Annotated in this window: 23 protein-coding genes and 1 pseudogene; 14 read left to right on the top strand and 10 right to left on the bottom strand. The window is 59.6% G+C overall.

Features of this window, described 5'->3' with window-relative positions; genetic code table 11:
• Positions 1 to 16: 16 nt before the first annotated feature.
• Entirely contained in the window at positions 17 to 1228 is a 1212-nt protein-coding gene (locus tag AM571_RS02530; protein ID WP_074060046.1) for a LysR family transcriptional regulator, read from the bottom strand.
• A 413-nt stretch (positions 1229 to 1641) separates the two neighbouring features.
• Here AM571_RS02530 and osmF point away from each other — a divergent pair, with 413 nt between their 5' ends.
• The 6 genes from osmF to AM571_RS02495 all read left to right on the top strand — a co-directional run bounded on the left by osmF (position 1642) and on the right by AM571_RS02495 (position 8375).
• On the top strand, positions 1642 to 2550 hold the full coding sequence (gene osmF / locus AM571_RS02520) for an ABC transporter substrate-binding protein (RefSeq protein ID WP_074060044.1): 909 nt from the start codon (positions 1642 to 1644) through the stop codon (positions 2548 to 2550).
• Between the two features lie 61 nt (positions 2551 to 2611).
• Positions 2612 to 3778 (top strand): ABC transporter permease, encoded by a 1167-nt coding sequence (locus AM571_RS02515; protein WP_074060043.1) that lies wholly within the window; start codon positions 2612 to 2614, stop codon positions 3776 to 3778.
• The gene (locus AM571_RS02510) at positions 3775 to 4719 is read left to right on the top strand and encodes an ABC transporter ATP-binding protein (protein ID WP_074060042.1); all 945 of its coding nucleotides are present in this window, start codon (positions 3775 to 3777) and stop codon (positions 4717 to 4719) included. The genes AM571_RS02515 and AM571_RS02510 overlap by 4 nt, the downstream gene beginning before the upstream one ends.
• Positions 4716 to 5465 (top strand): ABC transporter permease, encoded by a 750-nt coding sequence (locus AM571_RS02505; protein WP_074060041.1) that lies wholly within the window; start codon positions 4716 to 4718, stop codon positions 5463 to 5465. Before AM571_RS02510 ends, AM571_RS02505 begins: the two co-directional genes overlap by 4 nt.
• 47 nt (positions 5466 to 5512) lie before the next feature.
• Positions 5513 to 5908: a VOC family protein gene (locus AM571_RS02500; protein ID WP_074060040.1), complete on the top strand. Its 396-nt coding sequence runs from the start codon at positions 5513 to 5515 to the stop codon at positions 5906 to 5908.
• Between the two features lie 10 nt (positions 5909 to 5918).
• Complete coding sequence (locus AM571_RS02495; protein WP_074060039.1) at positions 5919 to 8375, top strand: glycoside hydrolase family 2 protein; 2457 nt, start codon at positions 5919 to 5921, stop codon at positions 8373 to 8375.
• A 91-nt stretch (positions 8376 to 8466) separates the two neighbouring features.
• Here the strand turns inward: AM571_RS02495 and AM571_RS02490 are convergent, their stop codons facing one another.
• Entirely contained in the window at positions 8467 to 8859 is a 393-nt protein-coding gene (locus AM571_RS02490; protein WP_074060038.1) for a PRC-barrel domain-containing protein, read from the bottom strand.
• Positions 8860 to 9089: 230 nt separating this feature from the next.
• Between AM571_RS02490 and AM571_RS02485 the strand changes: the two genes are divergently transcribed.
• The 3 genes from AM571_RS02485 (at position 9090) to AM571_RS02475 (ending at position 14013) form a co-directional block, all read left to right on the top strand.
• Entirely contained in the window at positions 9090 to 10793 is a 1704-nt protein-coding gene (locus AM571_RS02485) for a long-chain fatty acid--CoA ligase (protein WP_074060037.1), read from the top strand.
• A 138-nt stretch (positions 10794 to 10931) separates the two neighbouring features.
• On the top strand, positions 10932 to 12557 hold the full coding sequence (pgi, locus tag AM571_RS02480) for a glucose-6-phosphate isomerase (RefSeq protein ID WP_074060036.1): 1626 nt from the start codon (positions 10932 to 10934) through the stop codon (positions 12555 to 12557).
• Positions 12558 to 13077: 520 nt separating this feature from the next.
• Entirely contained in the window at positions 13078 to 14013 is a 936-nt protein-coding gene (locus AM571_RS02475) for a HEPN domain-containing protein (RefSeq protein ID WP_074060035.1), read from the top strand.
• Positions 14014 to 14502: 489 nt separating this feature from the next.
• On the opposite strand, the gene AM571_RS02465 is transcribed toward AM571_RS02475, so the two are convergent.
• Positions 14503 to 15324, bottom strand: a complete 822-nt coding sequence (locus AM571_RS02465; RefSeq protein ID WP_074063033.1) for an alpha/beta fold hydrolase — start codon at positions 15322 to 15324, stop codon at positions 14503 to 14505.
• 214 nt (positions 15325 to 15538) lie between these two features.
• Here AM571_RS02465 and AM571_RS02460 point away from each other — a divergent pair, with 214 nt between their 5' ends.
• Together AM571_RS02460 and AM571_RS02455 are read left to right on the top strand one after the other, a co-directional pair.
• On the top strand, positions 15539 to 16006 hold the full coding sequence (locus AM571_RS02460; protein ID WP_155774404.1) for a hypothetical protein: 468 nt from the start codon (positions 15539 to 15541) through the stop codon (positions 16004 to 16006).
• Positions 16003 to 16806 carry an alpha/beta fold hydrolase gene (locus tag AM571_RS02455; RefSeq protein WP_074060032.1) on the top strand — a complete coding sequence of 268 codons (804 nt, stop codon included), beginning with the start codon at positions 16003 to 16005 and terminating at the stop codon, positions 16804 to 16806. The genes AM571_RS02460 and AM571_RS02455 overlap by 4 nt, the downstream gene beginning before the upstream one ends.
• A gap of 1 nt (position 16807) precedes the next feature.
• On the opposite strand, the gene AM571_RS02450 is transcribed toward AM571_RS02455, so the two are convergent.
• On the bottom strand, positions 16808 to 17734 hold the full coding sequence (locus tag AM571_RS02450) for a carbohydrate kinase family protein (RefSeq protein WP_074060031.1): 927 nt from the start codon (positions 17732 to 17734) through the stop codon (positions 16808 to 16810).
• Positions 17735 to 17824: 90 nt separating this feature from the next.
• Positions 17825 to 18514, bottom strand: coding sequence for an orotate phosphoribosyltransferase (locus AM571_RS02445; RefSeq protein WP_074060030.1), 690 nt, complete (start codon positions 18512 to 18514; stop codon positions 17825 to 17827).
• 154 nt (positions 18515 to 18668) lie between these two features.
• Between AM571_RS02445 and AM571_RS02440 the strand changes: the two genes are divergently transcribed.
• Positions 18669 to 19940: an MgtC/SapB family protein gene (locus AM571_RS02440; RefSeq protein ID WP_074060029.1), complete on the top strand. Its 1272-nt coding sequence runs from the start codon at positions 18669 to 18671 to the stop codon at positions 19938 to 19940.
• On the opposite strand, the gene AM571_RS02435 is transcribed toward AM571_RS02440, so the two are convergent.
• Positions 19937 to 20602, bottom strand: coding sequence for a TetR/AcrR family transcriptional regulator (locus tag AM571_RS02435; RefSeq protein ID WP_074060028.1), 666 nt, complete (start codon positions 20600 to 20602; stop codon positions 19937 to 19939). The genes AM571_RS02440 and AM571_RS02435 overlap by 4 nt on opposite strands.
• 96 nt (positions 20603 to 20698) lie before the next feature.
• On the opposite strand from AM571_RS02435, the gene AM571_RS02430 reads away from it, so the two are divergent.
• Complete coding sequence (locus AM571_RS02430; protein ID WP_074060027.1) at positions 20699 to 21523, top strand: NmrA family NAD(P)-binding protein; 825 nt, start codon at positions 20699 to 20701, stop codon at positions 21521 to 21523.
• Positions 21520 to 22007: pseudogene (locus AM571_RS02425) on the top strand (DUF1772 domain-containing protein). Before AM571_RS02430 ends, AM571_RS02425 begins: the two are co-directional and overlap by 4 nt.
• A gap of 92 nt (positions 22008 to 22099) precedes the next feature.
• Here the strand turns inward: AM571_RS02425 and pyrC are convergent.
• The 4 genes from pyrC to AM571_RS02405 all read right to left on the bottom strand — a co-directional run bounded on the left by pyrC (position 22100) and on the right by AM571_RS02405 (position 25710).
• Positions 22100 to 23143: a dihydroorotase gene (pyrC, locus tag AM571_RS02420; RefSeq protein WP_074060026.1), complete on the bottom strand. Its 1044-nt coding sequence runs from the start codon at positions 23141 to 23143 to the stop codon at positions 22100 to 22102.
• A gap of 94 nt (positions 23144 to 23237) precedes the next feature.
• A complete protein-coding gene (locus tag AM571_RS02415) occupies positions 23238 to 23864 on the bottom strand; it encodes a nucleoside triphosphate hydrolase (RefSeq protein WP_074060025.1) in 627 nt (208 codons plus the stop codon).
• Positions 23861 to 24643 carry an ATP-binding cassette domain-containing protein gene (locus AM571_RS02410; RefSeq protein WP_074060024.1) on the bottom strand — a complete coding sequence of 261 codons (783 nt, stop codon included), beginning with the start codon at positions 24641 to 24643 and terminating at the stop codon, positions 23861 to 23863. Before AM571_RS02410 ends, AM571_RS02415 begins: the two co-directional genes overlap by 4 nt.
• Positions 24644 to 24645: 2 nt before the next feature.
• Positions 24646 to 25710, bottom strand: a complete 1065-nt coding sequence (locus AM571_RS02405; protein WP_074060023.1) for an ABC transporter permease — start codon at positions 25708 to 25710, stop codon at positions 24646 to 24648.
• Positions 25711 to 25843: the final 133 nt, after the last annotated feature.

Below are 25843 nucleotides of genomic sequence, written 5' to 3'. Positions count from 1 at the left end.
TCCGCCCACAGCCTCTTTAGGCGACAGCAGCGGTTTTCGCGACGGGCTCCGAGATGATTTTTTGCACGGCTGCAGCAATCATGGCGCAGGCATCCGCCGATGCTTTTCGATGATTGAAGGCGACATGATAGGAAATCGGGATGTGTTCGGCGAGTTCGACGATACGGACGCGATCGGCGATCGGCAGCGCGCTGACTCGTCCTAGGAACGAGACATAGCCGTGGTTCGAAACGAGATCGACGATCACGGGCAGTGAATCCGCCGCCATGATATCCTGGCTGCGGAAGCGGCGGCTTGCAGTCGGCTCGTGGCTCAATGCAGTTGCGGCATCGCCCAGACCGGTTCGCTCGCTCGGCGTGCAGATGGGGTGCTCGGCCACCAGATCTGCGACGGTCAGCCCGGTACTTTCCGGAGGCGCGATTGCGACCAGATCTGTGCGTAGGAGCTCGCGATGTCCGAAGCTTTCCAGCTCGAATACAGAATCCAGGATCGCCACGTCGATGCGGCCAGATTTCAGGGCTTCCCGCAGATCATCGGCGGTCATGGAGATCAGCGAGATGGCATTCTTGCTGCGCCCCGCATTCCAATCGGCCACCAGAGCGCCCAGGCAGCGCGCGACCCAGCTTTCCGCACCCGTCGGAATGATCGACCCGATACGAAGCGAACGCGCCGCGCGCCGGTATCGTTCGTCGGCCGCCGACTTGAGATCGTTCCAGGCTTGGCTCACAGCCGAAAAGATCCCGTGAACCCGCCTTCCCTTCTCGGTCAGCGTCGAGCCCTGGGCCTTACGTTCGAAAAGCTGGTGACCGACGAACTTCTCAAGGTTGGCGATCTGCAATGAAAGTTGCGGCTGGCCAAGCTGAAGGCGCCTAGCGGCACGATTGATGCTTCCTTGGTCGGCGACCTCCAGAAAGCGCTCGATCGTCACGAGCTTGACCGGAATGCGCGATGCCCAACTTTCGAAGGCTTCGGCGAGGTCGCCGACAACTTCATAAAGCTGCTCGAGGCCGAGCATGATGGGCTGCAGCGCATCACGAACCTTGCCGCTGGCAATCAGCTTGACGAGTTCACCGGAACTGCGCTTGGTCAGCTTGATGGCAAGCTCGCCCTCAAGATTGGTGACCGCCGCCGACACCGTAGAGGCCGCGAGCGAGAAGCGCCGCGCCGTTTCGCGAACCGAACCCGAGGCGAGAACGTGGCTGGCGACAAAAATGGCACCGAGATGCAAGGCATTCTCCGGAAATGACTGAAAAACCGGACGATATGATGTGTTCACGAAAAAAGATATCCCTGTTGCGGGATTGCCGGGCTATCGTCTTTATCGAGAACAAATCCGGGCGCGGCAGGAGAGCCGACAAGCACCGGAAAATTGCGGAAACACGCAAGGGGACAAAAACAAATCGCAGCGGCCTTGCAAAAAGGAAATGCGATTTCGCGCGCGGTGATCCTTTCACGGCCATAATCGCGCCGCGACTGCAGATACTGGAGAGGGGTTGCATCGATTTTTCGAGAGCGCACACTATTTCCATGATGCTCGTATGTCCGGCATGATCGCTTAGGCGCTTTGGCCGGCGGATTTCATGCGCGAAGGTTCCCGCCGGGCCTCGCGACGGTCAAACGGTGTAACCAAGGGGACACTCCATGCTCAAGAAACTCGCGCTTGCCGTCTCACTTTCAGCTTTTTTAGCGGGTGCGGCCCATGCTGCCGACGTCGTGGTCTCGTCGAAGATCGATACAGAAGGCACGCTGCTCGGCAACGTCATTGCACTGGCACTGGATGCCAACGGTATCAAGACGCAGGACCGCATCGCATTGGGAGCGACGCCGGTCGTGCGAAAGGCGATCACGGCCGGCGAAATCGACATCTATCCGGAATATACCGGCAATGCCGGCTTCTTCTTCAACAAGGCCGATGATGCGGCCTGGAAGAACCTCGAGCAAGGCTATGAAATGGCCAAGAAGCTCGACTACGATGCCAACAAGATCGTCTGGCTGGCCCCCTCGCCTGCCAACAACACCTGGGCGCTCGGCATTCGCAACGATGTCGCAGGTCCAAACAACCTCAAGACCATGTCCGATTTCGGCAAATGGGTCGCCGGCGGCGGCGATGCGAAGCTTGCAGCTTCCGCCGAGTTCGTGAACTCGGCAGGTGCGCTTCCCGCCTTCCAGAGCACTTACGGCTTCCAGCTGAAGCCCGAACAGATGGTCGTCCTTTCCGGTGGCGATACCGCAGCCACGATCAAGGCCGCCGCCGACCAGACGAACGGCGTCAACACCGCCATGGTCTATGGCACCGACGGCGCAATCGAAGCGGCCGAACTCACCGTCCTTGAAGACGACAAGAACGTGCAGCAGGTTTATGCGCCGACCCCGATCATCCGCGAGGACGTGCTGAAGGCAAACCCGAAGATCGAGGAAATCCTCGCTCCGATCTTCAAGAGCCTGACGGCCGACGAACTGAGAAAGCTCAACGCCAGGATCCAGGTCGAGGGCGAGCCGGCAAAGTCTGTTGCCGAAACCTATCTGAAGGAAAAGGGCTTTCTGAAGTAGTCTTCTCCCGCTTCGCCCTCATCGCAGGGCGGAGCGGCTGCTTTCCAGACAGGATGGATCGATGGAAGAAACCTTAGCGGTCCGCAAATTGGATCGGCTTGGCGTGGTTCTCGTGGTTGCCGGCATCATCGCCACGGCCCTTTTGCCCTTCATCTATGTGAAGGCAAACCGCATTGCCTCCGGCAAGCCGATGCTGCTTACGCAGCTTCTCGACCAACCTTCCATCATCATTCTCGCCATTCTGCTGGTCGCTACGGCATTTGCCACACTCCTTGCACAAAGCGCCCCGTTGCGGCTTGCGATCGCCACGCTCGGGCTGGCCGCACTCGTGGCGGCGATCGGTCTCGTCGCCGCAGCGTTTACCCCGCCCAACAGCAATGCGGCGCGCATGACGCCGGGAGCCGGTTTCTGGGTGCTGCTTGCCGTCGTCGGTCTCATTATTTCGGATGCACTCGTCAAGGTCCGCCTCACGCCGTGGATGCGGGTCGGCGCGCTAATCGGCTATACTGCGCTCTTGGCCGGTTGCCTTTCTTCCGGCCTGCTCGACAGCCTGTCGATCATGAAGGAGTTCTCAACGCGGTCTGCGCAGTTCTGGTCCGAGGCGCTCGCCCATTCGCTGCTTGCACTCGGTTCGCTTGCGATCGCGATCGTCATCGGCCTGCCGCTCGGCATCTTGTGTTTCTGGGTTCCGAAGCTGCGTGCTGCCGTGCTGCAGGGCCTCAGCCTGATCCAGACCATCCCGAGCCTTGCGCTGTTCGGCATCCTTATGCTGCCACTCGGCTATATCGCAACGCATGTGCCGCTTGCAGCGGACCTCGGTATTCGCGGGATCGGCACGGCGCCGGCGCTGATTGCGCTCGTGCTTTACTCCCTGCTGCCGATCGTAGCCAATACGGTCGTCGGCCTTGAGGGCGTTGATCCTTCAGTGCGCGATGCGGCCGCCGGCATGGGACTGACGCGCCGGCAAATCCTGACCGGCATCGATATGCCGCTTGCCTTTCCGGTCATTCTCACCGGTATCCGCATCGTGCTTGTACAGGCCATCGGCCTCGTGACGATCGCAGCGCTCATCGGCGGCGGCGGCTTCGGCATCTTCATTTTCCAGGGCCTCGGGCAGACCGCCATGGATCTCGTGATGCTCGGGGCGGTGCCGACCGTCTTCTTCGCCTTTTCATCGGCCGTCATCCTCGATGCGGTCATCGACAGCATACGGGGATCGGCCGCATGACCATGATCGAAATCAGGAACGTCACCAAACGCTACGGCGCTGCAACCGTGGTCGATGGTGTCTCGATGAGTGTCGAAAAAGGGTCGATCACCGTCATCGTCGGCACGTCCGGTTCGGGCAAATCGACGCTGATGCGGATGATCAATCGGCTGGTGCCGATCACCGAAGGGCAGATCTTCGTCGCCGGGCAGAATGTCATGGACGTGCCCGCAACCGACCTCCGCCGCAAGATCGGCTACGCAATCCAGGGTCACGGGCTCTTTCCGCACCGCACCGTGGCCCAGAATATTGCAACCGTACCGGAATTGCTGGGCTGGGATGCCGCGCGAACCGCCGGACGCGTCGACGAGCTCCTCGGTCTATTCAATCTCGACCCGTCAAGTTTTGCCGAAAAGTACCCCCATCAGCTTTCCGGCGGTCAGCAGCAACGCGTCGGTGTGGCCCGCGCGCTTGCCGCCGAGCCAGAACTGCTGCTGATGGACGAGCCCTTTGGTGCGCTCGATCCAGTTATCCGCGGAAAGGCGCAGGACGATCTTCTGGCGATCCAGAGGCAGTTCGGCACGACCGTTGTTCTTGTGACCCACGACATGGACGAGGCCTTCCACCTCGGCAACCAGATCGCCGTCATGAGCGAGGGCAGGCTGCTGCAGTGCTCGACGCCGGAAAAGATACTGACCGAACCAGCCGACCCATTCGTCCAACAGTTGACCGGTACCTCCGACAGGGCCTTGAAACTGATGTCGCTGCTGCCGCTCAAGGCAAGCATGGCGCCGGCCAAGACAGGGCTGCCTTACGCGCTGCCGCAATCGATCAGCCTTCGTGACGCTCTCGCGGAAATGATCTGGCAGGGGGTCGAGGAAGCAGCTGTACAAGATGCCGACAGGGCTCCGGTCGGCTCGATCTCCATGACGCGGCTCCTCGAACTGGGCCGCAAGGCATGAAGCTTATCGTTGCCAACCTCTTTCGTTTTGCAGCACTTGGGCTGCTCCTGGTCCTGCTTTTCAGGACCGATTGGCTTTCCTTCATACTGGTGCCACTGACCAACAACAACGCGCCGCCCGTCTACACGCAAAACAGCCTTCCATCGCTTGCCTTCGGCCACCTGGAACTGGTGGTCGTCTCGATTGTCGGCAGCGCCATTCTGGCGGTACTTGCCGGTGTCTTCGTGACGCGGAAAAGCGGCGAGGATTTCCTTCCGCTCTCGCGCGCCATCGCCAATGCCGGGCAGACCTTCCCCCCGGTCGCCGTGCTGGCGCTTGCCGTTCCGGCCACAGGCTTCGGTGCCGCTCCGACGCTGATTGCTCTTTTTCTCTATGGCCTGCTGCCGATCTTCGAGAATACCGTCTCCGGATTGCGCCAGGTTTCGCCGTCTGTTCTTGATGCCGCCGACGGCATGGGAATGGATGCGACACAGCGGCTTTTCCGCGTTGAACTGCCGCTTGCGCTTCCGCTCATCCTCGAGGGACTGAAGGTCGCAACCGTCATCAATATCGGTACGGCGACGATCGGCTCGACGGTTGCGGCAAAGGGACTTGGCGAGGTCATCATCGCCGGCCTGATTTCGGACAATACAGCCTTCATCCTGCAAGGCGGTCTCATCGTCGGACTGATGGCCGTGCTGATCTACGACGCAATGGGCCTCGTCGAAAGCGCGATCACGCAAAAAATTGGCTTGCGCCCCGCATAGCGGGAAAGCTACCAAGGCTGCCGCAATACCGGCAATGGGAGGCCGCCTTGGCAAAGATGATCCACTCCATGATCCGCGTACTCGACGAGGCGCGCTCCGTCGATTTCTACGGCAAGGTTTTGGGCCTGATAGTCGCCGATCGGGTCGATTTCGAGACCTTCACCCTGATCTATATGAGCAATGCCGAGACCGGATTCGAGCTGGAGCTGACGATCAACAAGGGCCGTACAGCATCCTACGACCTCGGCAACGGCTATGGTCACCTCGCCGTTTCGGTCGATGAGGTCGCCGTCGAACACGAGAGGTTGACGAAAGCCGGTCTCAATCCCGGCGAGCTTGTCGAACTCAACCGCGATGGAAAGCTCTTCGGCCTGTTCTTCTTCATCACCGATCCCGACGGCTACAGGATCGAAGTTCTGCAGCGCCACGGTCGTTTCCGGTAAGAGCATTCCCATGATCGAAAAAGCCGAACTTCAAAGCGGCTGGACGTTTTCCTGCAACGATACAGGGCGTCCCGACCTGTCCGGATCCATTCCCGCAGCCGTTCCCGGCTGCGTGCATCTCGACCTTCTGGCAAACCGTCTGATCGTCGACCCCTATATAGACGTCAACGAGATCAGCAACGACTGGATCGGCAGGACGGAATGGACCTATCGATGCAGCTTCGAAGCCGCTGCCGATGAAGGCAAGGTTCATGAGCTGGTTTTCGACGGGTTGGATACGATCGCGACGATCCGCTTGAACGGCAAGGAGGTGGCGCGAACCTTCAACCAGCATCGCACCTACCGCTTCGATGTTTCAGCGTTGCTGAAGGCCGGCGTCAACGAACTCACCGTCACCTTTCATTCCGCCTATGCGTACGGTGCGGAGATGGAGGAGCATTATGGCTACCGGCCCAACAATTATCCCGGGCCAGGCAACCTCATGCGCAAGATGGCATGCAATTTCGGCTTGGACTGGGGACCGACCTTGGTGACTGCGGGGATATGGAAGCCGGTGCGGCTGGAAAGCTGGGATCGGGCACAGCTCTTCGAGACGCGGGTATCGGCAACGCTTGCAGGTGGCGATGGCCTGGTAAAGGTCCATGCAAAGCTGGCGCGGCATGGCGCATCCGGTGCCTGCAGGATCGTCGCCGAGATTGCGGGCGTATCCCATACGGTCGAGATTGCGCAAGATGCCGCAGAGGCCAGCTTCGACATCAGTGTTTCATCTCCGCGGCTTTGGTGGCCGCATCATCTCGGCGCCCAGCCACTCTATCCGCTGAAGATCGAGTTGCGCGACAGCGTAAGCGATGACTTACTCGATAGCTATTCCAAGGAGATCGGTTTTCGTTCTGTCCGGCTTGATACTTCGCCGGACGCAAACGGCTCAGCCTTCGCCTTTATCGTCAACGAGGTGCCGCTTTTCATCTGCGGCGCGAACTGGATTCCCGACGATTGCTTCCCCTCCCGTGTGACTTCGGACCGCTATGTCACGAGCATCGGCGAGGCAAAGGCAGCAAACATCAGTATGCTGCGCGTCTGGGGCGGAGGCATTTTCGAGCGCGATGAATTCTACGAGGCTTGCGACCGCGCCGGGATGCTGGTCTGGCAGGACTTCCTGTTTGCCTGCGCTGCCTATCCGGAGGAAGAGCCGCTTCTAAGCGAAGTTGAAGCCGAGGTACGTGATAATGTCGTGCGGCTGATGTCACATGCTTCGCTCATCGTCTGGAATGGCAACAACGAGAATATCTGGGGGTTCGACGAGTGGGGCTGGCGCCCAATCATCAAGGAGGGCGTTACCTGGGGGCTTGGCTATTATCTCGATCTGCTCCCGAAGCTGTGCGCAGAACTCGACCCTGATCGTCCCTATTATCCCGGAAGTCCATATTCCGGCACGATGGATATCGCGCCCAATGCGGACGAACACGGCTGCAAGCATATCTGGGATGTGTGGAACGACGTCGGATACGAGGTTTATCGCGACTACATCCCACGCTTCTGCTCCGAATTCGGCTGGCAGGCGCCGCCGAGCTGGACGACTCTTGAAGAAAGCGTGCATGACGATCCGCTGACGCCGCAATCACATGGCGTCTTTCATCATCAAAAGGCGACGCATGGAAACGAACGGCTGATTCGCGGGCTTGCCGGGCATCTGCCCGTGCCGAAGACGATGGCCGACTGGCATTTCGCCACACAGTTGAACCAGGCGCGCGCCATCCGCTTCGCCGTCGAGCATATGCGCTCGCATCGCGCCATCTGCAAAGGTGCAGTCGTTTGGCAGTTCAACGATTGCTGGCCGGTAACCTCCTGGTCCGCACTGGATTCTGCAGGCCGGCGCAAGCCTCTCTGGTACGCCATGCAACAGGCTTTTGATCCGCGCCTGCTGACGATCCAGCCGCGCCGAGACAAGCTCGCCGCCATAGCCGTCAACGAGCAGACGCTTTTCTGGCGGTCGAAAATCAGCGGCAGGCGCGTGAAGCTCGACGGAACGGTGCTTGCCGAATTCGAATTCTGGCGACTGCTCTGCGACAGGTTCGAAGCCAAGGAATTCATCCTGCCGGACGATATCGCTTCTCCGGATGCGGCTGATGACGAGGTGATCGTCGTGCAGATGCTCGACAAACGCGCTTTCCATTATTTCGTCGAGGATGTCGACTTGAAGCTGCCGAGGCCGCAGTTCGACGTCGCGGTAACCCGGGTTGACGACGGATGCGAGGTGAAGGTTACGGCCAGAAGTTTTCTGAAGGATCTTTGCCTGATGGCCGACCGGCTCGATCCGAGTGCAGTGGCAGATTCGATGCTTGTCTCCCTGCTGCCGGGCGAGAGCCACGTTTTCACAATGAGCACGAAAAGGCCAATTTCTCCGGAAGAAATCGTGCCGGGCGTCGTTCTTCGCTCGGCCAACGATCTCCTCTCAAGATACGATTAAGGCCCCGCCAGCTGAGCGATCCGAAAAGTTGAGATCAACCTTCGGGGGTCAGCGCTGCGGGGCCCGTTCCGGCTCATTCGCGCGAACGACGTTACATCCAGTAGGGTGGCACGCCGTAGTAGTCATAGATCCGGCGGCTGTTATCGTTGTACCAGTTGTCGTCGTCATCCGCGTAGCTTGGCGCGTTTTCGATCTGCTCCTTCGTGAGATCGATACGGTAGCCATCAAGCTGCGTGTCGTAGTTCAGCTTTTCCCAAGGCAGCGGGTAGTGGTCATTGCCAATACCAAGGAAGCCGCCAAAGCTCATCACCGCATACGCCACGCGGCCGTCCTGCTTTCCGATGATCAGGCGCTCGATCGAGCCTATATGCCTGCCATCGGCGCCATAGACACGAGTGCCCTCTACACGGTCACTCGCAATCAGCGACGGCGTATCCCTTACATCGGGATCGCGGCGGCTGACATCAGCTTCTTCATTGAGCATTCTGCTTCTCCTCACCTGTCAGTCATGGAGATAAAACGCATCTTCGGATTCAAAGGTTCCCCGATTATCGAAGCGTGAACCACGTTGACGTTTACGTCAAAGTTAGTGTAATTCTTAATCCGGCTTGAACCGTTCAAGCATTGGCATAAGCTGCTCTTCGGAGGATGGAGGATCATCCGACCGGCAGCCGCAGAGGCCGGCAGCCATTGCCGGACAGGGAGAGAGACACGATGAGCAGCAGCATTTCCGTCCATCCAGGTGGCGCGAAGCGGGAAAAGCCTTGGCTTGCCTCCTATCCCGCGATCGTTCCGGCCGAACTGCCGCCACCGGAACATGAATCGCTGGTGGATCTGCTGGACAAGTCCTGCAAAACCTATGCGAATCGTGTTGCCTTTTCGAGCATGGGCAAGACGCTCACCTATCGAGAGCTCGGAGAGCAGACACGAAAGGTCGCAGCCTGGCTGCAGGGCATCGGTCTTCAGAAAGGCGATCGGGTCGCCGTGATGATGCCGAATGTGCTGCAGAATCCAATCACAGTCTACGGCATCCTGCGCGCCGGTCTGGTCGTCGTGAATGTCAATCCGCTCTATACGCCGCGCGAACTGGAACACCAGCTGCGCGATTCAGGCGCCAAGACGATCTTCGTGCTGGAAAACTTCGCCCGCACAGTCGAACAGGTGCTGGCAAAGACTGATGTACGCAATGTGGTGGTGACCTCGCTTGGCGAAATGCTGGGTCCAAAGGGGCTGATTGTCAATTTCGCCGTTCGCAAAGTGAAGAAGCTGGTTCCCTCCTGGTCGATCCCACAGCACAAGACATTCAAGGAGGTGCTGGGCGAAGGCGCACGCAGACCGCTGCAACCACAGGCCATCAAGGGCAGCGATATCGCCTTTCTTCAATATACAGGCGGTACGACAGGTGTCGCTAAGGGCGCGGTCCTGACGCACCAGAACCTGCTTGCCAACAAGCGGCAACTGCAGCTTTGGCTGAATTCCGCTTTCGAGCTAAAGAAGCAGCCGGACGTGCTCAACTTCATGTGCGCATTGCCGCTTTATCACATCTTCGCGCTGACGGTGAATTCGCTGATGGGTATGTCGCTCGGCGCGCACAACATCCTGATACCCAATCCGCGCGACATTCCAGGTTTCGTCAAGGAATTCGGCAAGTCGAACATCCATATCTTCCCCGGCCTCAACACGTTGTTCAACGCGCTGATGAACAATGCCGATTTCGCCAAGCTCGATTTCTCCTCGCTCATCATGTCGCTCGGCGGCGGCATGGCCGTACAGCGGCCGGTCGCCGAGCGCTGGCTGAAGATGACAGGCTCGCATATTACCGAGGGCTATGGCCTTTCCGAGACCTCGCCGGTGGCAACCGCCAACCGTTTCGATTCGCCGGAATTCACCGGCTCGATCGGCTTGCCCCTGCCCTCCACCGAGATCGACATTCGTGATGAAAACGGCAATTCCCTGCCGCTCGGCGAGATCGGTGAGATCTGCATCCGCGGTCCGCAAGTAATGGCCGGCTACTGGCAAAAGCCAGAGGAGACGGCGAAGGTGATGACGGCCGACGGCTTTTTCCGCAGCGGCGACATGGGCTTCATGGATGAGCGCGGCTACACCAAGATCGTTGACCGCAAGAAGGACATGATCCTGGTTTCAGGCTTCAACGTCTATCCGAACGAGATCGAGGAAGTGGCCTCCATGCACCCGGGCATCATCGAGGCCGCCGCGATCGGCGTGCCGGATGGCCACTCCGGCGAAGCGGTGAAACTCTTCGTGGTGCGGAAGGACCTGGCTCTGACCGAGGCCGATGTGAGGGCTCATTGTGCCGCCAACCTCACAAACTACAAGCGGCCACGCCATATTGAATTCCGCACTGAACTGCCAAAATCGCCGGTCGGCAAGATCCTGCGCAAGGATCTGCGCGGCTGATTTTGACATTCGCATGAAATTGAAGCCATCCGCCTGTGCGCGGATGGCTTTTTTGCATTCCGGCAGTGGCTGAACTTGATTTACGCCCTACAAAGCGAATAGTTTCCGCAACTCTTTCCGCCTTCAAAGGAGCCTCCAATGAATGTCACCGTCGAACAGCTGAAGAGCACTGCGGCCGCCACGAAGGCAACCGATATCCGCGCCGCCTTCGCGGCCGATCCAAAGCGCTTCTCGCGATTTACCGCCTCACTCGACGACCTTTTGATGGACTATTCAAAGACTGCCGTGAACGACGAGATCCTCGCGCTTCTCGTCAAGCTCGCAGAAGACGGCGGTGTCGAGAAGAAGCGCGAGGAAATGTTTTCCGGCAAGGCGATCAACTTTACGGAAGATCGCGCCGTTCTACACACTGCGCTTCGCAACCGATCCAACACGCCCGTGATGGTCGACGGCAAGGATGTGATGCCGGATGTCAACAGTGTCCTCGCCGCCATGGGTGGGTTCGCCGGGGGCATCCGCTCCGGCGCTCTCAAGGGCGCGACGGGCAAGCAGATCACCGACGTCATCAATATCGGGATCGGCGGCTCGGACCTCGGACCGGTCATGGCGACGCTTGCGCTCGCGCCCTTCCACGACGGCCCGCGCGCGCATTTCGTCTCGAATATCGACGGCGCCCATATCGCCGATATCCTGAAGCAGGTCCAGCCAGAAACGACGCTCTTCATCATTGCCTCGAAGACCTTCACCACGATCGAGACGATGACCAATGCGCAGACAGCACGCAACTTCATTGCCAAGACGCTGGGTGAGGCTGCAGTGCAGCACCATTTCGCGGCCGTCTCGACGGCGCTCGACAAGGTCGCCGCCTTCGGCATCGACAGCGAACGCGTCTTCGGCTTCTGGGATTGGGTCGGTGGCCGCTATTCCATCTGGTCTGCCATCGGGCTGCCGCTGATGATCGCGATCGGGCCGGAGAACTTCGGCAAGTTCCTGGACGGTGCTCATGCAATGGACAACCACTTCCGTAAGGATCCGGTTACCGAAAACCTGCCAATGCTGCTCGGCCTCATCGGCTTTTACCATCGCAATGTGCTGGGTTATGCCACCCGTGCGATCCTGCCCTACGACCAGCGCCTGGCGCGCTTCCCGGCATACCTGCAGCAGCTTGACATGGAATCCAACGGCAAGGGTGTGACGATCGACGGCACGCCGGTCGAGAGCAATTCCGGCCCGGTGGTCTGGGGCGAGCCGGGGACCAACGGCCAGCACGCATTCTTCCAGCTCATCCACCAGGGAACGAGCATTATTCCCAGCGAATTCATGATCGCCGCCAACGCCTTCGAGCCGGAACTGCGCCATCAGCACCAATTGCTGATGGCCAATTGCCTGGCACAGTCCGAAGCGCTCATGAAGGGCCGTACTTTCGAGGAAGCCAAAGCGCAGCTCACAGCCAAGGGGATGGACGACAAGAAGGCCGATTTCATCGCACCGCACCGGGTCTTCACCGGCAACCGGCCGTCGATCACCTTCGTCTATGACAGCCTGACGCCCTATGCGCTTGGCCGCCTGATTGCGCTTTATGAGCATCGCGTATTCGTCGAAGGCGTTCTCTTCCGCATCAACTCGTTCGACCAGTGGGGTGTCGAGCTCGGCAAGGAACTGGCGACCGGCCTGCTGCCGGTCATTGCAGGCAAGGAGAGCGCGGCAGGACACGATAGCTCGACCCAGGGGCTCGTTGCAGCATTGGCGAAGCTTGCCACGTAAGATCACCCCGATCCTTCGGGTTTACGCCACTCAGCGATAGCTGTCGGATCCTCCTCCCAGCCGCACATGTGGGGAGGCATCTCGCCGAGCGGACTGGCGTCGATCACAACCGGAAGAGAAGCCAGCGAAAGTTGGATTTTGCGCCGGAGACAAGGATAGCCCTCTTCGCTTTGCCGGGAGAGATGTACCAGCGACATGGAATATCCGGCGATCTGGCCGACATCGCCAGCTTCGTCAGGCAGGGCCTAATGTGGCTCGGGACGCTCATTATGCCGTGTTACGGCAAATGGCATCGGTGTTCCCGACGCGAACGGCCCGACGCCGGGACTGTTCTGTCATAGTTTTTCGACGGTTTTAGCTGAGTTCATAACTCTCTAGGAGGTTCGCACGCATATGCAGTGCAACAAACGTGGATCGTAACTGGTCGACCGAAGGACGGGCTGACTGCCACGATTTGGTTGCAATCCACAACACCTGCGCGTAAAGAGTTTAGATGCGCAACAACCGATGAGCCGCTACGATGGATGCGATTCCCACCGAAGGCTTCGACGCGGCAGTGACCCTGACAGACCATCTCGACCATCTGCCCGACAAGAAGCGCCGGGAGCTCGCCCGTATTCTGCAAATCCTGTTTTTCGAGGTCGAGCAGTTTCGCGCCACCAAGCTGTCCGGTAAGAAGGCCGCCGGCAAAGTCCTCAAGGTCATCCTTTACGGCTCCTATGCCCGCGGCGACTGGGTCGAGGATCGCGCAAGCGGCTACCGCTCCGACTATGACCTTCTGATCGTCGTCAACACCAAGAGCTTTGCCGAGGAGCACGAGCTGTGGGAGGCGCTGGAGGAACGGCTGCTGCAAGAGCAGATCAGCCACCGGATCGAAACGCCGGTGATTCCGATCGTGCACTGCCTTTCAGACGTCAACGACCAGTTGGCCCGCGGCCGGCCGTTCTTCACCGACATCGCCAAGGACGGCATCGTGCTCTACGAGGAGCCCGGTCATCCCCTCGCCCAGCCGAAAGCGCTGACATCAGAAGACGCCAGAGCCGAAGCGCAGCGGCATTATGACCAGTGGTTTGTAAGCGCTGCGGAGTTTCTCGACGGTGCTGAATTTTACTTAGGTCGGGGCAGCATGAACAAAGCGGCTTTCTTGCTTCATCAATCATGCGAGGCGTTCTACCACTGTGTCCTCTTAGTCCTAACCCTCTACAGCCCAAAATCGCATCGCATCAAGGTGCTGCGCTCGCAAGCTGAAAGCGCTGATGCGCGGCTCGTTTCCGCCTGGCCGCGCGACACTCGCTCTGCCCGCCGCTCATTCGAACTGTTGTCCCGGGCTTATGTCGAGGCGCGATACTCGTCGAAATACGCGATCAGCAATGATGATCTGCAATGGCTTGTCGCGCGCGTGAAGGACCTGCAGGCGCTTGTGGAGACGATCTGCAAGGAACGTCTTCGCGGATGAAGCCAGACCTCGCACGAAAAGCGCAGTTCCAAACGAAGCGCTGCCCCTAACCGCAGACGAAAGAGCTCCGCACATTGAGAAAGCCAGCCGCGCGTTCGAAAAGCTCGTCGATCGGATCGAACCCGAGAACGAAAGCCTTACTCGCAAACTGTGGGGCCCCGGCGACGACATCGACAATCATTTCTTCCAAGATGGGATGCTACCGATGACGCTGGATTAGACTACTTCATCCATGCATTCCTTGTACATCGTGTGATCGATATAGCTGTGGAGGCCGACAAGCGGCCGACCTGCCATCGAATTTCTGAACACGACACCGTCTGTCACGCCGGGAAACCAGGTTTCAAGTGTCTCAGACAGCGGCAATGGAATCGATTGGTGACCTGCTGTAAGGTAGGACATCGCACTCCCGGAAGGACCGGGCATGAGTTCGCTGTCGTGAAATGAGATTGTCGATCTGACCAGCAAAATGGGTGATGCCAGAAGCGGTCACGGACGCTTCAGAAAGGTCAAGATCAAGTGGGCCACCTTCTCAGGGGCTTCCCAATGGATGTTATGGCCTTGGCCGGGAAGAGAAATGAACTCGGCGCCGACGATCGCATCTTTCATCTGGGCCTGATGCTCTTCAGTCGCGATCATGTCCTCCTCGCCCCGCAGGATGAGCGTCAGCGCGGAAATATCCTGCAGCAGCGGCGACGGATCATAGGCAAGCTGCTCGTAATAAATCGAATGCCAGATTCGTGACGGCACCGCGGCGCTTTCGCGTCGCGCATGGGCGAGAAAATACTCGTCGACCGGGACTGCGCCAGAACACCATTCCCGGATGAATGCGCTTTCTGGATCGATCGGATCGCGGAGCATGTGGATGTTTTCCCACAACCACCCCCGACGTTCGCGCAGCACGGCGGATGTGGACATAAGAACGACTTTTCGGACGAGATGGGGCCACCGCTCAGCAATCGCTTGCGCAAGCCGCCCTCCAAGCGAATGGCCGACCACGTGCGTCGGCACAAGGTCCAGAACCTCTATGAGAAACCGGACATCATTCGCCATCTCGGGAATAGTGTAGCAACCCTCAGGCTTGTCCGAATTCCCATGACCCCGCAGGTCTGGGGCTACGACGCGAAAACCCGTCGCCAGATACGGCGCGGTGAGGCTCCAGCTTCGGGCGCTGTCCGTAAACCCGTGTAGCAAGAGGATGGGCACGCCGCTAGGGTCGCCCAACTCGATGTACGCGAGCCGGAGCCCGTTCCCCAGCACGACAGCCCGCTTAAGCCCTGAAAAATGCTCTTGGGAAATCGGTTCAACCACACTTTCACCTTCAATGTTGAATTCATGTTGTTTCCGTGACTGTGGCGATTGTAGCGTCCGCTTCGGGGCAAAATCGGGACATTCCGTCTGCCCCCTCATCTGCGACCGCTTAGGTCCGCCACCTATTCTGATGAATAGGTGTGGCCAGCTGGCATCTTGCTCCGTTTGTCGCTCCCTCAGGCCCAGCCGGATTTCCCCGTGATCTAATGGCGGCGTGATCGACCTGATGGCGCAGGAGTTCATACTGCCCTTCGGTCGAAAACGCGAAGAAGGGGTCGAGGGCCGGCTGTCGCACCACTTCCCAAAGGTAGCCGCCAAGAGCATCTGCCGCCGCGACCGATGCCTTGGCGCGGGACATCTCCGCCTCGAAACCGTTCGTGAAGAGAACGATCTGGCTTACAAGACTGCGGGCATCGCCGTAGGGGATGAAGCGGAGGTAGCGCAGCTCGAGGTCTACGCTAGCCTGCCTATTGTCCGCGAATGTTTCTGGCTGCAACTGCCCATGCCGCCGAACTTCACTTGCATCGTGCCCACCTGGCAGGCGTTATGTCAGATTATAATTCGACGGCCTGCTTCGAAGGATTCCGTGCCTCAAATCTCGGATGGGATGTGTGATTTCTCATTGAAGCTGTCGAAACGCGCCACATCTGATCGTCTGTATCAGGAAGGGAGAGCCGGATGAGCGTGATGGACGACGAACTCAAGATCTTTGAGGCAGAGGGCGCGCCGCCGCTGCCGGCCGCAGCATCCGCAGGTTTCGTCGAGCATGATGGTGCCAGCATCTGGTACGCGACCTACGGGAACGGTCCAGCGGTGATCCTGCTGCATGGCGGGCTTGGTAACAGCGGCAATTGGGGCTATCAAGTGCCGGCATTGATCGATTCCGGCCGGCAGGTTGTGGTCATCGACAGCCGTGGGCATGGCCGCAGCACGCGCGATAGCCAGCCGTATGAGTACGGGTTGATGGCAACGGACGTTCTGGCGATCATGGATCATCTAGAGCTTTCCAAAGCAGCCCTCGTCGGCTGGAGTGATGGAGCCTGCACGGCACTCATCCTTGCCGATCAGCATCCGGACCGCGTCTCCGGCGTCTTCTTCTTCGCGTGCAATATGGATCCGAGCGGCACGAAAGAGTTTGTCGCGACACCGGTCATCGATCGGTGCTTCAGCCGGCACAGGAAGGACTATGAGGCTCTATCGGCAACACCCGATCAGTTCGATGCCTTTGTTCGAGACGTCAGCAGGATGATGGCGACCGAGCCCAACTACACAGCGAGCGATCTGGCGCGGATCAAGGTGCCAGTCGCGGTCGTGCTGGGTGAGCGCGACGAATTCATCAAGCCCGAGCATGCGGACTATCTCGCGCGCAATATCCCTGATGCCGAGCTCATCCTGCTGCCCGATGTCAGCCACTTCGCGCCCCTGCAGCGGCCCGAGCACTTCAATCGTGAAATTCTCAGCTTTCTTGATCGGCTCGCCTAGTTCAAAGGCCGATTTCGTGCGCCCAGGGCGGGTTGGCGCCGGCGCGCGAAACGGTGACGGCCGCGGCCTTTGCCCCAAGCGACAGGGCATTGTGCAGCGCCGTTTCGTCGAGGGAGGCAACCTGCGCCTTGGTCAGCAGATTGTCCATCTTCAGTGAAGCGAGGATGCCCGCATCGAATGTATCGCCAGCTCCAACCGTGTCGACCACAGTGACGCGCTGGCTCGGCACAACGACCTTGCGATCCTTGGTGTAGCCCGATGCGCCTTCCGCGCCCTTGGTGATGACGACGAGCTTGGCGCCATGCTTCAGCCAGTGGGCCGCCAGATCGTCATGGCTGCCTTCAAGGCCAAACCATTCGAGATCTTCGTCGGAAAACTTGACGATATCGGTTTTCGCCGCCATGCGCTTGATGCGAGCCATGTGGGCTTCCTTGTTCTTGATGAAGCCGGGGCGGATGTTCGGATCGAGCGAAATGACACGCTTTGCAGCCTCGCGATCGAGCAGCGTTTCGTACGTCTCGCCGCAGGGACTGGGAATCAGGCTGATCGCGCCGAAATGCAGCGCCTCGCAATCCTCGCCGAGGACCGGGAGGTCGTCTGTGGTGATCATGCGGCCGGCCGTGCCTTCATCGTAGAAGGCATAAGTCGCCTGACCGTTCACAAGCTTAACGAATGCCAGTGTCGACGGGCGGGGCGATATGGCGCAAAGGCTGAAATCGACGTTGCTGGCGACCAGCGTCTCGCGCAGAATATCGCCCATCATGTCATCGGCGATGCCGGTAAAGAAAGACGTCGGAACGCCAAGCCTGCCGAGCGCAATCGCCGTGTTGAAGATCGCTCCACCGGCATAGGGGGCAAAACTCTTCTCGCCGAGCGTCGTCTCCCGCGGCAGCATGTCGATCAACGCTTCGCCACAGCACAAAATCATTCGGGCCTCCCAACGTATCGGTGAATTTCGGTCTTCAATCGATTAAATAATTTCGTGACAAAAGCAAAGCCGCACTTTGCCTATCTGTCCTTAAAGCGACGAAACGCCGCCGTTGCGGCCCGACCAGGCAAGCGGCGCGTCGAGAAAGGCTTCCACTTCGCCAAGCGTCTTCTCGTCGAAAAGCTTCTGCGTTTTCGCAACGGCCAGAACGTCACGCCAAGTGGCGATGTAATGCAGCTTCACCTTCCCATCGGCAAAGCGTAGCGCGCCTTCGTCAAAGATGCCGTAGTAAAAGAGTGCAATGCCGTGATCAACGATGCCGCCAGCCGCGCGGATGGCATCGATGAACTTGAACATGCTGCCGCCCGCCGTCGTCAGATCCTCGATGACAAGGACACGCGAACCCTCCGCCATATTGCCTTCGATCTGCGCATTGCGGCCATGGCCCTTCGGCTGCTTGCGCACATAGATCATCGGCAGGCCGAGACGATCGGCAAGCAACGCGGCGAAGGGAATCCCCGCCGTCTCGCCGCCGGCAATGCAGTCGAACTGCTCGAAACCGGCGTCACGAAGCACGACGCCCGCGGCGAAGTCCATCACCGTGGAACGGATTCGCGGGAACGAGAGCAACTTGCGGCAATCGATATAGACCGGGCTCGCCATGCCGGATGAGAGCTTGTAGGGCTGGGCGGCGTTGAAATGGACCGCCCTGATTTCCCAGAGCATCTTCGCCACCAGTTCGGCCATGACGGCGCGGTCGGGAAATGTCGTGTGGATCATCGCTCTCTCCTTCGCTTGAATCCATGGGGCAATAGCAGCAAGCGCCAAAAGATTCCAGAACTGCGAGGGTCCGGCTTCAAGAATAGCAACGAATGCGTCAACTCGTCCAAACATTTCCGATTGTGCGATGGCATGACAGGAATATCGTAAGACCATGGAACATACCGAAATCTTTCAGCGTCTGGGCGTGGCGCTTGCAATCGGCCTGCTTGTCGGCGTCGAGCGGGGCTGGCAGGAGCGCGACGTGCGGGCGGGCGGCAGAACAGCAGGTATCCGTACATTCGCCCTCACCGGTTTTCTCGGCGGAATAGCCGGGACGCTGCACTCTATGATAGGTCCCTTCCTGCCGGCTACGATCGCGGCGCTGCTTGGCCTCGTCTATATAGCGGGGAACTGGCAGGAGACGCAGGAAGACGAAGATTACAGCATAACCTCGGTCGTGGCTGCGCTGGCGGTTTTCGGGCTTGGCGTTCTTGCGGCTGTCGGGGACATCGTGACTGCGGCTGCGAGCGGCGTCGTGATGACCATCATTCTTGCGGCACGCCATAGCCTGCATGGCTTTCTGAGAGGTCTGACCTGGCCGGAGCTTCGCTCCGCGCTGGTGCTGCTAGCCATGACCGTGGTTGCCCTACCGCTGCTTCCGGACAGGCCCCTCGATCCTTGGGGCGCGCTCAACCCTTTTTCCCTTTGGGTGCTCACCATTACCATCGCCGCACTTTCCTTTGCCGGCTATCTCGCCATCAAACTCACGGGCACGAGCCGCGGCATCCTATTGGCAGGTGCAGCCGGGGGATTGGTTTCCTCCACTGCGCTGACGCTCTCCTTCGCCCGTTACTCCAAGCAGGCGCCGCAAGGTTCGACACACCTGGCCGCCGGAGCGGCTGTCGCCGGCGCCTTGTCCTTTGCGCGTGTTCTTGCCATCGGCAGCGCCTTGTCGCTCGACTTGCTTCCTCTGCTTTCGGCCGGTCTGGTCCCGGCGATCATCGGCTTTCTGATTGCGGGCTTCTTCTGGGTCTGGCGTTCCGGTGCCGCGAAGGAGGTGCCGCAAATTGAGTTGAAGAACCCGTTCGAACTTCGCATGGTCTTCTCCTTCGCCGCGCTGCTCGGGTTGATCAGCCTGATATCGAAGATGGCCATCGACTATATCGGCGCGTCGGCACTTTACGCCGTGGCCGCGATCTCCGGGCTGGTCGATGTGGACGCCATCACACTTTCGACGGCGCGCCTCATGGGCACGGCGATCAATGCCAAAACCGCCGCCGACGTCATCCTCATAGCCGTCGCTGTCAATGTCGTGACAAAGGCAGGGCTGGCCTTTACCGCCGGCAAGCGGGAATACGCCATAGCCTTGGCGTTGGCGTCAGCAGTCGCGATCGCCATGGGAGGCATCGCATATTTCATGCTTCGCAGCTTCATGCCCGACTAACACGACGGGTTGTCGAGAAGCCGGCCGATATCGGCCGGCAACATTCTCTTGTAGAGCGCGATCGCGCTTCGCCCCTCTTCCTCGCTGACGGAGATCGAATAACGTACCGCCGCTGCAAGCAAATGCATCGTCAGCCGCGCAATCGCCAGCAATTCGCCTCCTTCGCGAGCCGGCCACAGTTTTTCCAAGACATGGAACAGTCTTTGCGAGTGAAACTCCATATCCTCGGCATCGACCTGCTGCAGCAGCTTGTCGGCCTGCGTCGCATGCCAGATATCGCGCATGACCGGCTCTCTGCGAAAGAAATCGAAATATTGATCGACGATGTTGCAAAGCGCCAGCTGCAGTGTTGCGGTGCTCGTCACCTTGGCGAGCTCTTCTTCTACGCAGTGCCTGCCCTGCTCGTTGAAGCGTTCGGCGAGCGTCCGGATGATGGAGCTCTTGTCCGGGAAATACTGGTAGAGAGCGCCGAAGGAAAGCTCGGCCTTTTCAACGATTTCGCTCATCTTCAACGCGTCGCTGCCATTCTTTTCGATCAGTTCCGTCGCCACCGACAAGATCTTCTCGAAGCGTTCACGACCCCGCTTCTGGCGCGGGATGCGTCGGGGCTGACCGGCCGTTTGCAATCCTGGTTTACGCCTTACCACGGTCTGTTCCGGCATCCGGCACTCCATTTTTCTATTGACGGGCAAAATAAGAGAGTTTATCTCATTATGCAAATACGAGAATTTCTCTTGTTTTGTGGAAGGAGCAGTCAAATGCAGAATTCCGAAATCATCGTAGTCGGCGGCGCGGGAAAAACAGGCGGGCGCGTCGCTTCCCGCCTCAAGGAGCGCGGCATCAGGTCGCGCTTGGCTTCGCGCTCCACGACACGTCCCTTCGATTGGGAGAATCAAGCAACCTGGCCAGCGGCGCTCAAAGGCGCCACCAGCGCATATGTCACCTTTCAGCCCGATCTCGCCGTCGCCTGGGCGGCCGACGCAATCGGCGCCTTGGCGAAAATGGCCGTCGATTGCGGTTTGCGCCATATCGTACTCCTCTCCGGCCGCGGTGAAGACGGTGCCGAGCGCAGCGAAGAGATGCTCAAGGCCGCCGGCATCGGCTACACGATCCTGCGAGCATCCTGGTTCTGCCAGAACTTCAGCGAAGGCGCGTTCAGGGATTCGATCGCTTCGGGAGAGCTCGTCCTGCCCGCGGGTGAGATCGAGGAGCCCTTCACCGATGCCGACGACATCGCCGATGCTGCCGTTGCCGCGCTGACCGACCAGCGGCACCTCGGCAAAACATACGAATTGACGGGGCCGAGCGCGCTTACCTTCCGCGAAGCGGTATCGGAGATCGCAACGGCGACCGGCCGGACCATCCGCTACCGCAAGGTTTCCATGGATGACTTCAAGGTCGGGCTCTCTTCGGCCGAGCTGCCGGCAGCAATGATCGATCTTCTCGAAGAGCTCTTCGGCAAGGTTCTCGACGGGCGCAATTCGCGCGTCATGAACGGCGTTGCCGAAATCCTCGGCCGGCCGCCGAAAGACTTCAGCCAATATGCCCGCGAGACAGCGGCGACCGGCATTTGGGGGACATGAACATGGGAATGATCCTCAACGTCGCCCTTGTCGCCGCTGCAATCGGCAGCGGCCTTGTCGCCGGCATCTTCTTTGCCTTCTCGACCTTCATCATGCCCGCATTTGCCCGCCTTGCGCCGGAGCAGGGCATCGCGGCAATGAATTCGATCAACGTGACGATCCTGCGCTCGCCGTTCATGCTCGTCTTCATTCCAACTGCCGTCCTGTCCGTCCTGATCGCCGTCCTGGCGGTCATCGACTGGCGGGGTAGCGCAGGCATTTGGATGCTGGCTGGCGCCGGGCTTTATGTTATCGCATCCTTTATTTCGACGATCGCCTTGAACGTGCCGATGAATGACGCCCTGGCAAAGGTCAGCGGCAATGGCCCGCAAGCCGTCAGCGTCTGGAATACCTATCTGAAGGATTGGACCTGGTGGAATCACGCCGCACGATCGCGTCCCTGCTTTCGGCAGTTGCCTTCGTCCGGGCCGTGATGATCCTCTGATGGAAGCGTCTGGACGCATTCACCTTAGCGCTCGCAGGCGACGAGACGGCTGGCCGCGTCCTGCCTGAAACGACCCTAGAAAAATCGAACGATCAAGAGCGCTCGACGTCCCAGTGCAGCGGGAACATCGGATCGAACACCGTCACCGTACCGGCACCGGTTTCGATCTTCGTCGGAAACGCCACGGGCGCTTCACGCTTCATCAGCGTGACGCGCTCGTCGTTCGGCAAAAGGCCGTACCAGGCCGGGCCATTCAGCGAGACGAAGGCTTCGAGCTTGTCGAGCGCACCCTCCTGCTCGAAGACATGGGCAAGGCAACTCATCGTATTGATGGAGGTATAAATGCCGGCGCAGCCGCAGGCGCACTCCTTCAGTGGATCGATATGCGGTGCAGAATCAGTGCCGAGGAAGAAGCGCTTGTCGCCGCTCACTGCGGCTGCACGCAGCGCCAGGCGATGGTTTTCGCGCTTGGCGACCGGCAGGCAATAATAATGCGGCCGCACGCCGCCAACCAGGATTGCATTGCGGTTGATGATCAGGTGGTGTGTCGTGATGGAGCCTGCGAGATTGGCTTTCGACGACTTGATGTAGTCGATGCCGTCTGCCGTCGTTACGTGCTCCATCGTGACTTTCAGATCCGGCAGGCGCCTCAGCAGAGGATCGAGCACCGTTTCGATGAATATGGCCTCACGGTCGAAGATATCGACCTCAGGCGTCGTAACTTCACCGTGCACGCAAAGCGGCAGGCCGATCTTGGCCATGCGCTCCAGCACCGGCATGGCCTTTTCCATGTCGCGCACGCCGCTATGGGAATTGGTGGTCGCACCCGCCGGATAGAGTTTCACAGCCGTGATGAGACCGCTTTTTTTGCCTTCCTCGACATCGTCCGCACTCGTATGCTCCGTGAGGTAGAGCGTCATCAGCGGCTCGAAGCGATCGCCGGTCGGCAATGCCTCGATGATGCGCGCGCGATAGGCTTTCGCGTCCGCCGTCGTCACCACCGGCGGCACGAGGTTCGGCATGATGATGGCGCGGGCGAAATTGCGGCTGGTATCGCCGATCACACCCTTAAGCATCGCGCCATCGCGCAAATGCAGGTGCCAGTCGTCAGGGCGGCGGATGGTGATGGACTGCATGCGCTACAACTCCGGCAAGGCGGCCTTCAAGGATTTCGCCCCGCGCATTATCATCCCGGCACGGCTCATGGCAAACATTTTGCCGCTTCAATCGTCAGGCGATCTCAAGCGTCACATCCGCGCGGCGGCGGTTTTCCAGGACGAGCCTGCCATTCGGCAGGTCATTGCCATAGACCTTGGCACTCGCCTGCTCTTGCGTCAGCTTGTAGCCGCGCCAGCGGGCCAAGAGCCGCTCTTCGAGCACCTCGATGGGCGGTGCAAGCATGATGGAGTAGTCGAAGATATCCTCAAGCTCCGCCCACTTGCCCTGGCTGAACAAAAGGTAGTTGCCCTCGACGATGATGAAGCGATGTTCCGGCGAGACGACGCGGGCCGATGCGATCGCGATCTCGCGCAACCGGTCGAAGACCGGGATCAGCACTTCCTGGTCGGCTGAACGCACGGCGCGGATGATGTCTAGAAAGCCACGGACGTCAAAACTCTCCGGCGCGCCCTTGCGGGCGAGCAGACCGCGCTCGCTCAGAACTGCATTGTCCATATGAAAGCCATCCATCGGCAGCACTTCGGCAGTTTCTCCGCGCGCTGTTATCGCATCGGCGAGACTGTCTGCCATGGTCGACTTGCCGGCGCCGGGCGGACCGGCGATGGCGATCAGGAAGCGCTTGGCGTCGCCGGCGCGGGTGACCACCTCGCCGGCGATTTCTGCGATGGTCATGCTCATGCAGGAACCGGATCCGTGGGGACCGTCTTGGCGCCGGTCATGAATGCCACGGCGTCGGACATGGTATATTCCTTCGGGTTGATAACCGTCAGGCGGCGGCCAAGCCGGTGGATGTGGATACGGTCCGCGACTTCGAAGACATGCGGCATGTTGTGCGAAATAAGCACGATCGGCAAGCCACGGGAACGCACGTCGAGGATCAGTTCCAGCACGCGACGGCTTTCCTTCACTCCGAGTGCGGCTGTCGGCTCATCCATGATGACAACCTTGGAGCCGAAAGCGGCCGCGCGTGCAACCGCCACACCCTGGCGCTGGCCGCCGGAGAGCGTTTCGACCGCCTGATTGATATTCTGGATCGTCATCAGGCCCAGTTCAGAGAGTTTGGATCGGGCGCGTTTTTCCATCGCCGGCCGATCGAGCATGCGGAACCAACTGCCGAGCACGCCCGGCCTCCTGATCTCACGGCCAAGAAACATGTTGTCGGCAATCGACAAGGCGGGGGAAAGCGCAAGGTTCTGATAGACGGTCTCGATGCCCGCCTCTCGCGCCTCCATCGGCGACCTGAAGTGGACCGACTTGCCCTCCAGCGTGATCTCGCCCTCGTCGGGAGTAACTGCACCGGAAATCGCCTTGATAAGCGACGACTTACCCGCGCCGTTGTCGCCGATGACGGCGAGGATTTCGCCTGGATAGAGGTCGAAGTCTGCGTTGTCGAGCGCGGTGACGCGTCCGTAGCGCTTGACGAGGCCGCGGGCGGTAAGGATGGGTTCAACAGCCATGATTACACCGAAACCTTTCTGATCCACTGGTCGATTGCGACAGCGGCGATAATGAGCACGCCGGTCAGCAGGACTTTCCACTGGGGGTCGGCTCCGAGCATGTTGAGCCCCATGGACACGACGCCGACGATCATCGCGCCGAACAAGGTGCCGAGGATGGAACCGCGGCCGCCAAAGAGCGAGATACCGCCGATCACGGTGGCGGTGATCGCCTGCAGGTTAAAATCGGTGACCGCAGAAGACGGCGAGATGGATCCGTTGCGGCCAATCGATACCCAGGCTGCAAAGGCTGCGATGACGCCCGAGATTGCATAGACAGTGAGCAGTACGCTCTTGGTCTGGATGCCGGAGAGCTTTGCCGCCTCCGGATCATCGCCGACCGCATAGACGTGCCTGCCCCAGGCCGTGTGGTTGAGAACATACCAGAGTCCAAGCACCAGCAGCACCATGGCAATGACGCCGAGCGTCAAGACCGCATTGCCGACCTTGAAACTGAGCGCGAAGAAATGCAGCAGCGGCGCTTGCGCATCCACGTCCGCATCGCGGATCGTCTCGTTTGCCGAGTAGATGAAGTTCGTCGCCATAACGATATTCCACGTGCCGAGCGTCACGATGAACGGCGGCAGCTTCATGTAGGCGACGAGAAAACCATTGAGCAGCCCGCATAGGCCGCCGACCAGCATGCCGAGCATGACGGCAATCGGCGTTGGAATTCCGTAGGTGATGGCACAGTTGCCCATGATCACGGCGGAAATGACCATGATGACGCCGATCGAAAGATCGATGCCGGCGGTCAGGATGACCAGCGTCTGCGCCGCGCCGAGGATGCCGACGATGGCGATCTGCTGCAGGATGAGCGTGAGCGTGTAGGACGAGAAGAACCGCCCACCGATCGCCATGCCGAAAATGATGATCGCCAGCACCAGCACGATCAGCGGCACCGCTGCCGGCGTCGAGTGCAGGAAGTGCTGCGCACGTTTCAGAAATGAGATGTCCTGGTGTTCGAACGACGCGACATTCTTGTCGCTGCCGTCAAGAACCCGTTCGAATTCCTGTGCTCCGGTCATTTTTTCTCCTCCGCTTTCGCGCCGAACCGCGCGCGGAAGCTATTGCCCATATTGCTCCGGTCTTCGTACGCCGGTTCATGAGGCAAGAGCTTATCGTCTGTCGAAAACGGCCGAGGATCAAGCCCCGGCCGTC

Origin of the sequence: Rhizobium etli 8C-3 (genome assembly GCF_001908375.1) — a bacterium.
Lineage (GTDB): Bacteria > Pseudomonadota > Alphaproteobacteria > Rhizobiales > Rhizobiaceae > Rhizobium > Rhizobium etli_B.
The sequence above is the reverse complement of the archived record's forward strand: the minus strand, read 5'-3'. Positions and strand labels throughout refer to the sequence as shown.

Coding starts and splice junctions, on each gene's coding strand:
- AM571_RS02490 (WP_074060038.1), bottom strand. CDS start 8,859: ATGCTCAATGAAGAAGCTGATGTCAGCCGCCGCGATCCCGATGTAAGG.
- AM571_RS02415 (WP_074060025.1), bottom strand. CDS start 23,864: ATGAGCATGACCATCGCAGAAATCGCCGGCGAGGTGGTCACCCGCGCC.
- osmF (WP_074060044.1), top strand. CDS start 1,642: ATGCTCAAGAAACTCGCGCTTGCCGTCTCACTTTCAGCTTTTTTAGCG.
- pgi (WP_074060036.1), top strand. CDS start 10,932: ATGAATGTCACCGTCGAACAGCTGAAGAGCACTGCGGCCGCCACGAAG.
- AM571_RS02505 (WP_074060041.1), top strand. CDS start 4,716: ATGAAGCTTATCGTTGCCAACCTCTTTCGTTTTGCAGCACTTGGGCTG.
- AM571_RS02435 (WP_074060028.1), bottom strand. CDS start 20,602: ATGCCGGAACAGACCGTGGTAAGGCGTAAACCAGGATTGCAAACGGCC.
- AM571_RS02485 (WP_074060037.1), top strand. CDS start 9,090: ATGAGCAGCAGCATTTCCGTCCATCCAGGTGGCGCGAAGCGGGAAAAG.
- pyrC (WP_074060026.1), bottom strand. CDS start 23,143: ATGCAGTCCATCACCATCCGCCGCCCTGACGACTGGCACCTGCATTTG.
- AM571_RS02405 (WP_074060023.1), bottom strand. CDS start 25,710: ATGACCGGAGCACAGGAATTCGAACGGGTTCTTGACGGCAGCGACAAG.
- AM571_RS02475 (WP_074060035.1), top strand. CDS start 13,078: ATGGATGCGATTCCCACCGAAGGCTTCGACGCGGCAGTGACCCTGACA.
- AM571_RS02510 (WP_074060042.1), top strand. CDS start 3,775: ATGACCATGATCGAAATCAGGAACGTCACCAAACGCTACGGCGCTGCA.
- AM571_RS02515 (WP_074060043.1), top strand. CDS start 2,612: ATGGAAGAAACCTTAGCGGTCCGCAAATTGGATCGGCTTGGCGTGGTT.
- AM571_RS02445 (WP_074060030.1), bottom strand. CDS start 18,514: ATGATCCACACGACATTTCCCGACCGCGCCGTCATGGCCGAACTGGTG.
- AM571_RS02430 (WP_074060027.1), top strand. CDS start 20,699: ATGCAGAATTCCGAAATCATCGTAGTCGGCGGCGCGGGAAAAACAGGC.
- AM571_RS02440 (WP_074060029.1), top strand. CDS start 18,669: ATGGAACATACCGAAATCTTTCAGCGTCTGGGCGTGGCGCTTGCAATC.
- AM571_RS02410 (WP_074060024.1), bottom strand. CDS start 24,643: ATGGCTGTTGAACCCATCCTTACCGCCCGCGGCCTCGTCAAGCGCTAC.
- AM571_RS02450 (WP_074060031.1), bottom strand. CDS start 17,734: ATGATTTTGTGCTGTGGCGAAGCGTTGATCGACATGCTGCCGCGGGAG.
- AM571_RS02495 (WP_074060039.1), top strand. CDS start 5,919: ATGATCGAAAAAGCCGAACTTCAAAGCGGCTGGACGTTTTCCTGCAAC.
- AM571_RS02455 (WP_074060032.1), top strand. CDS start 16,003: ATGAGCGTGATGGACGACGAACTCAAGATCTTTGAGGCAGAGGGCGCG.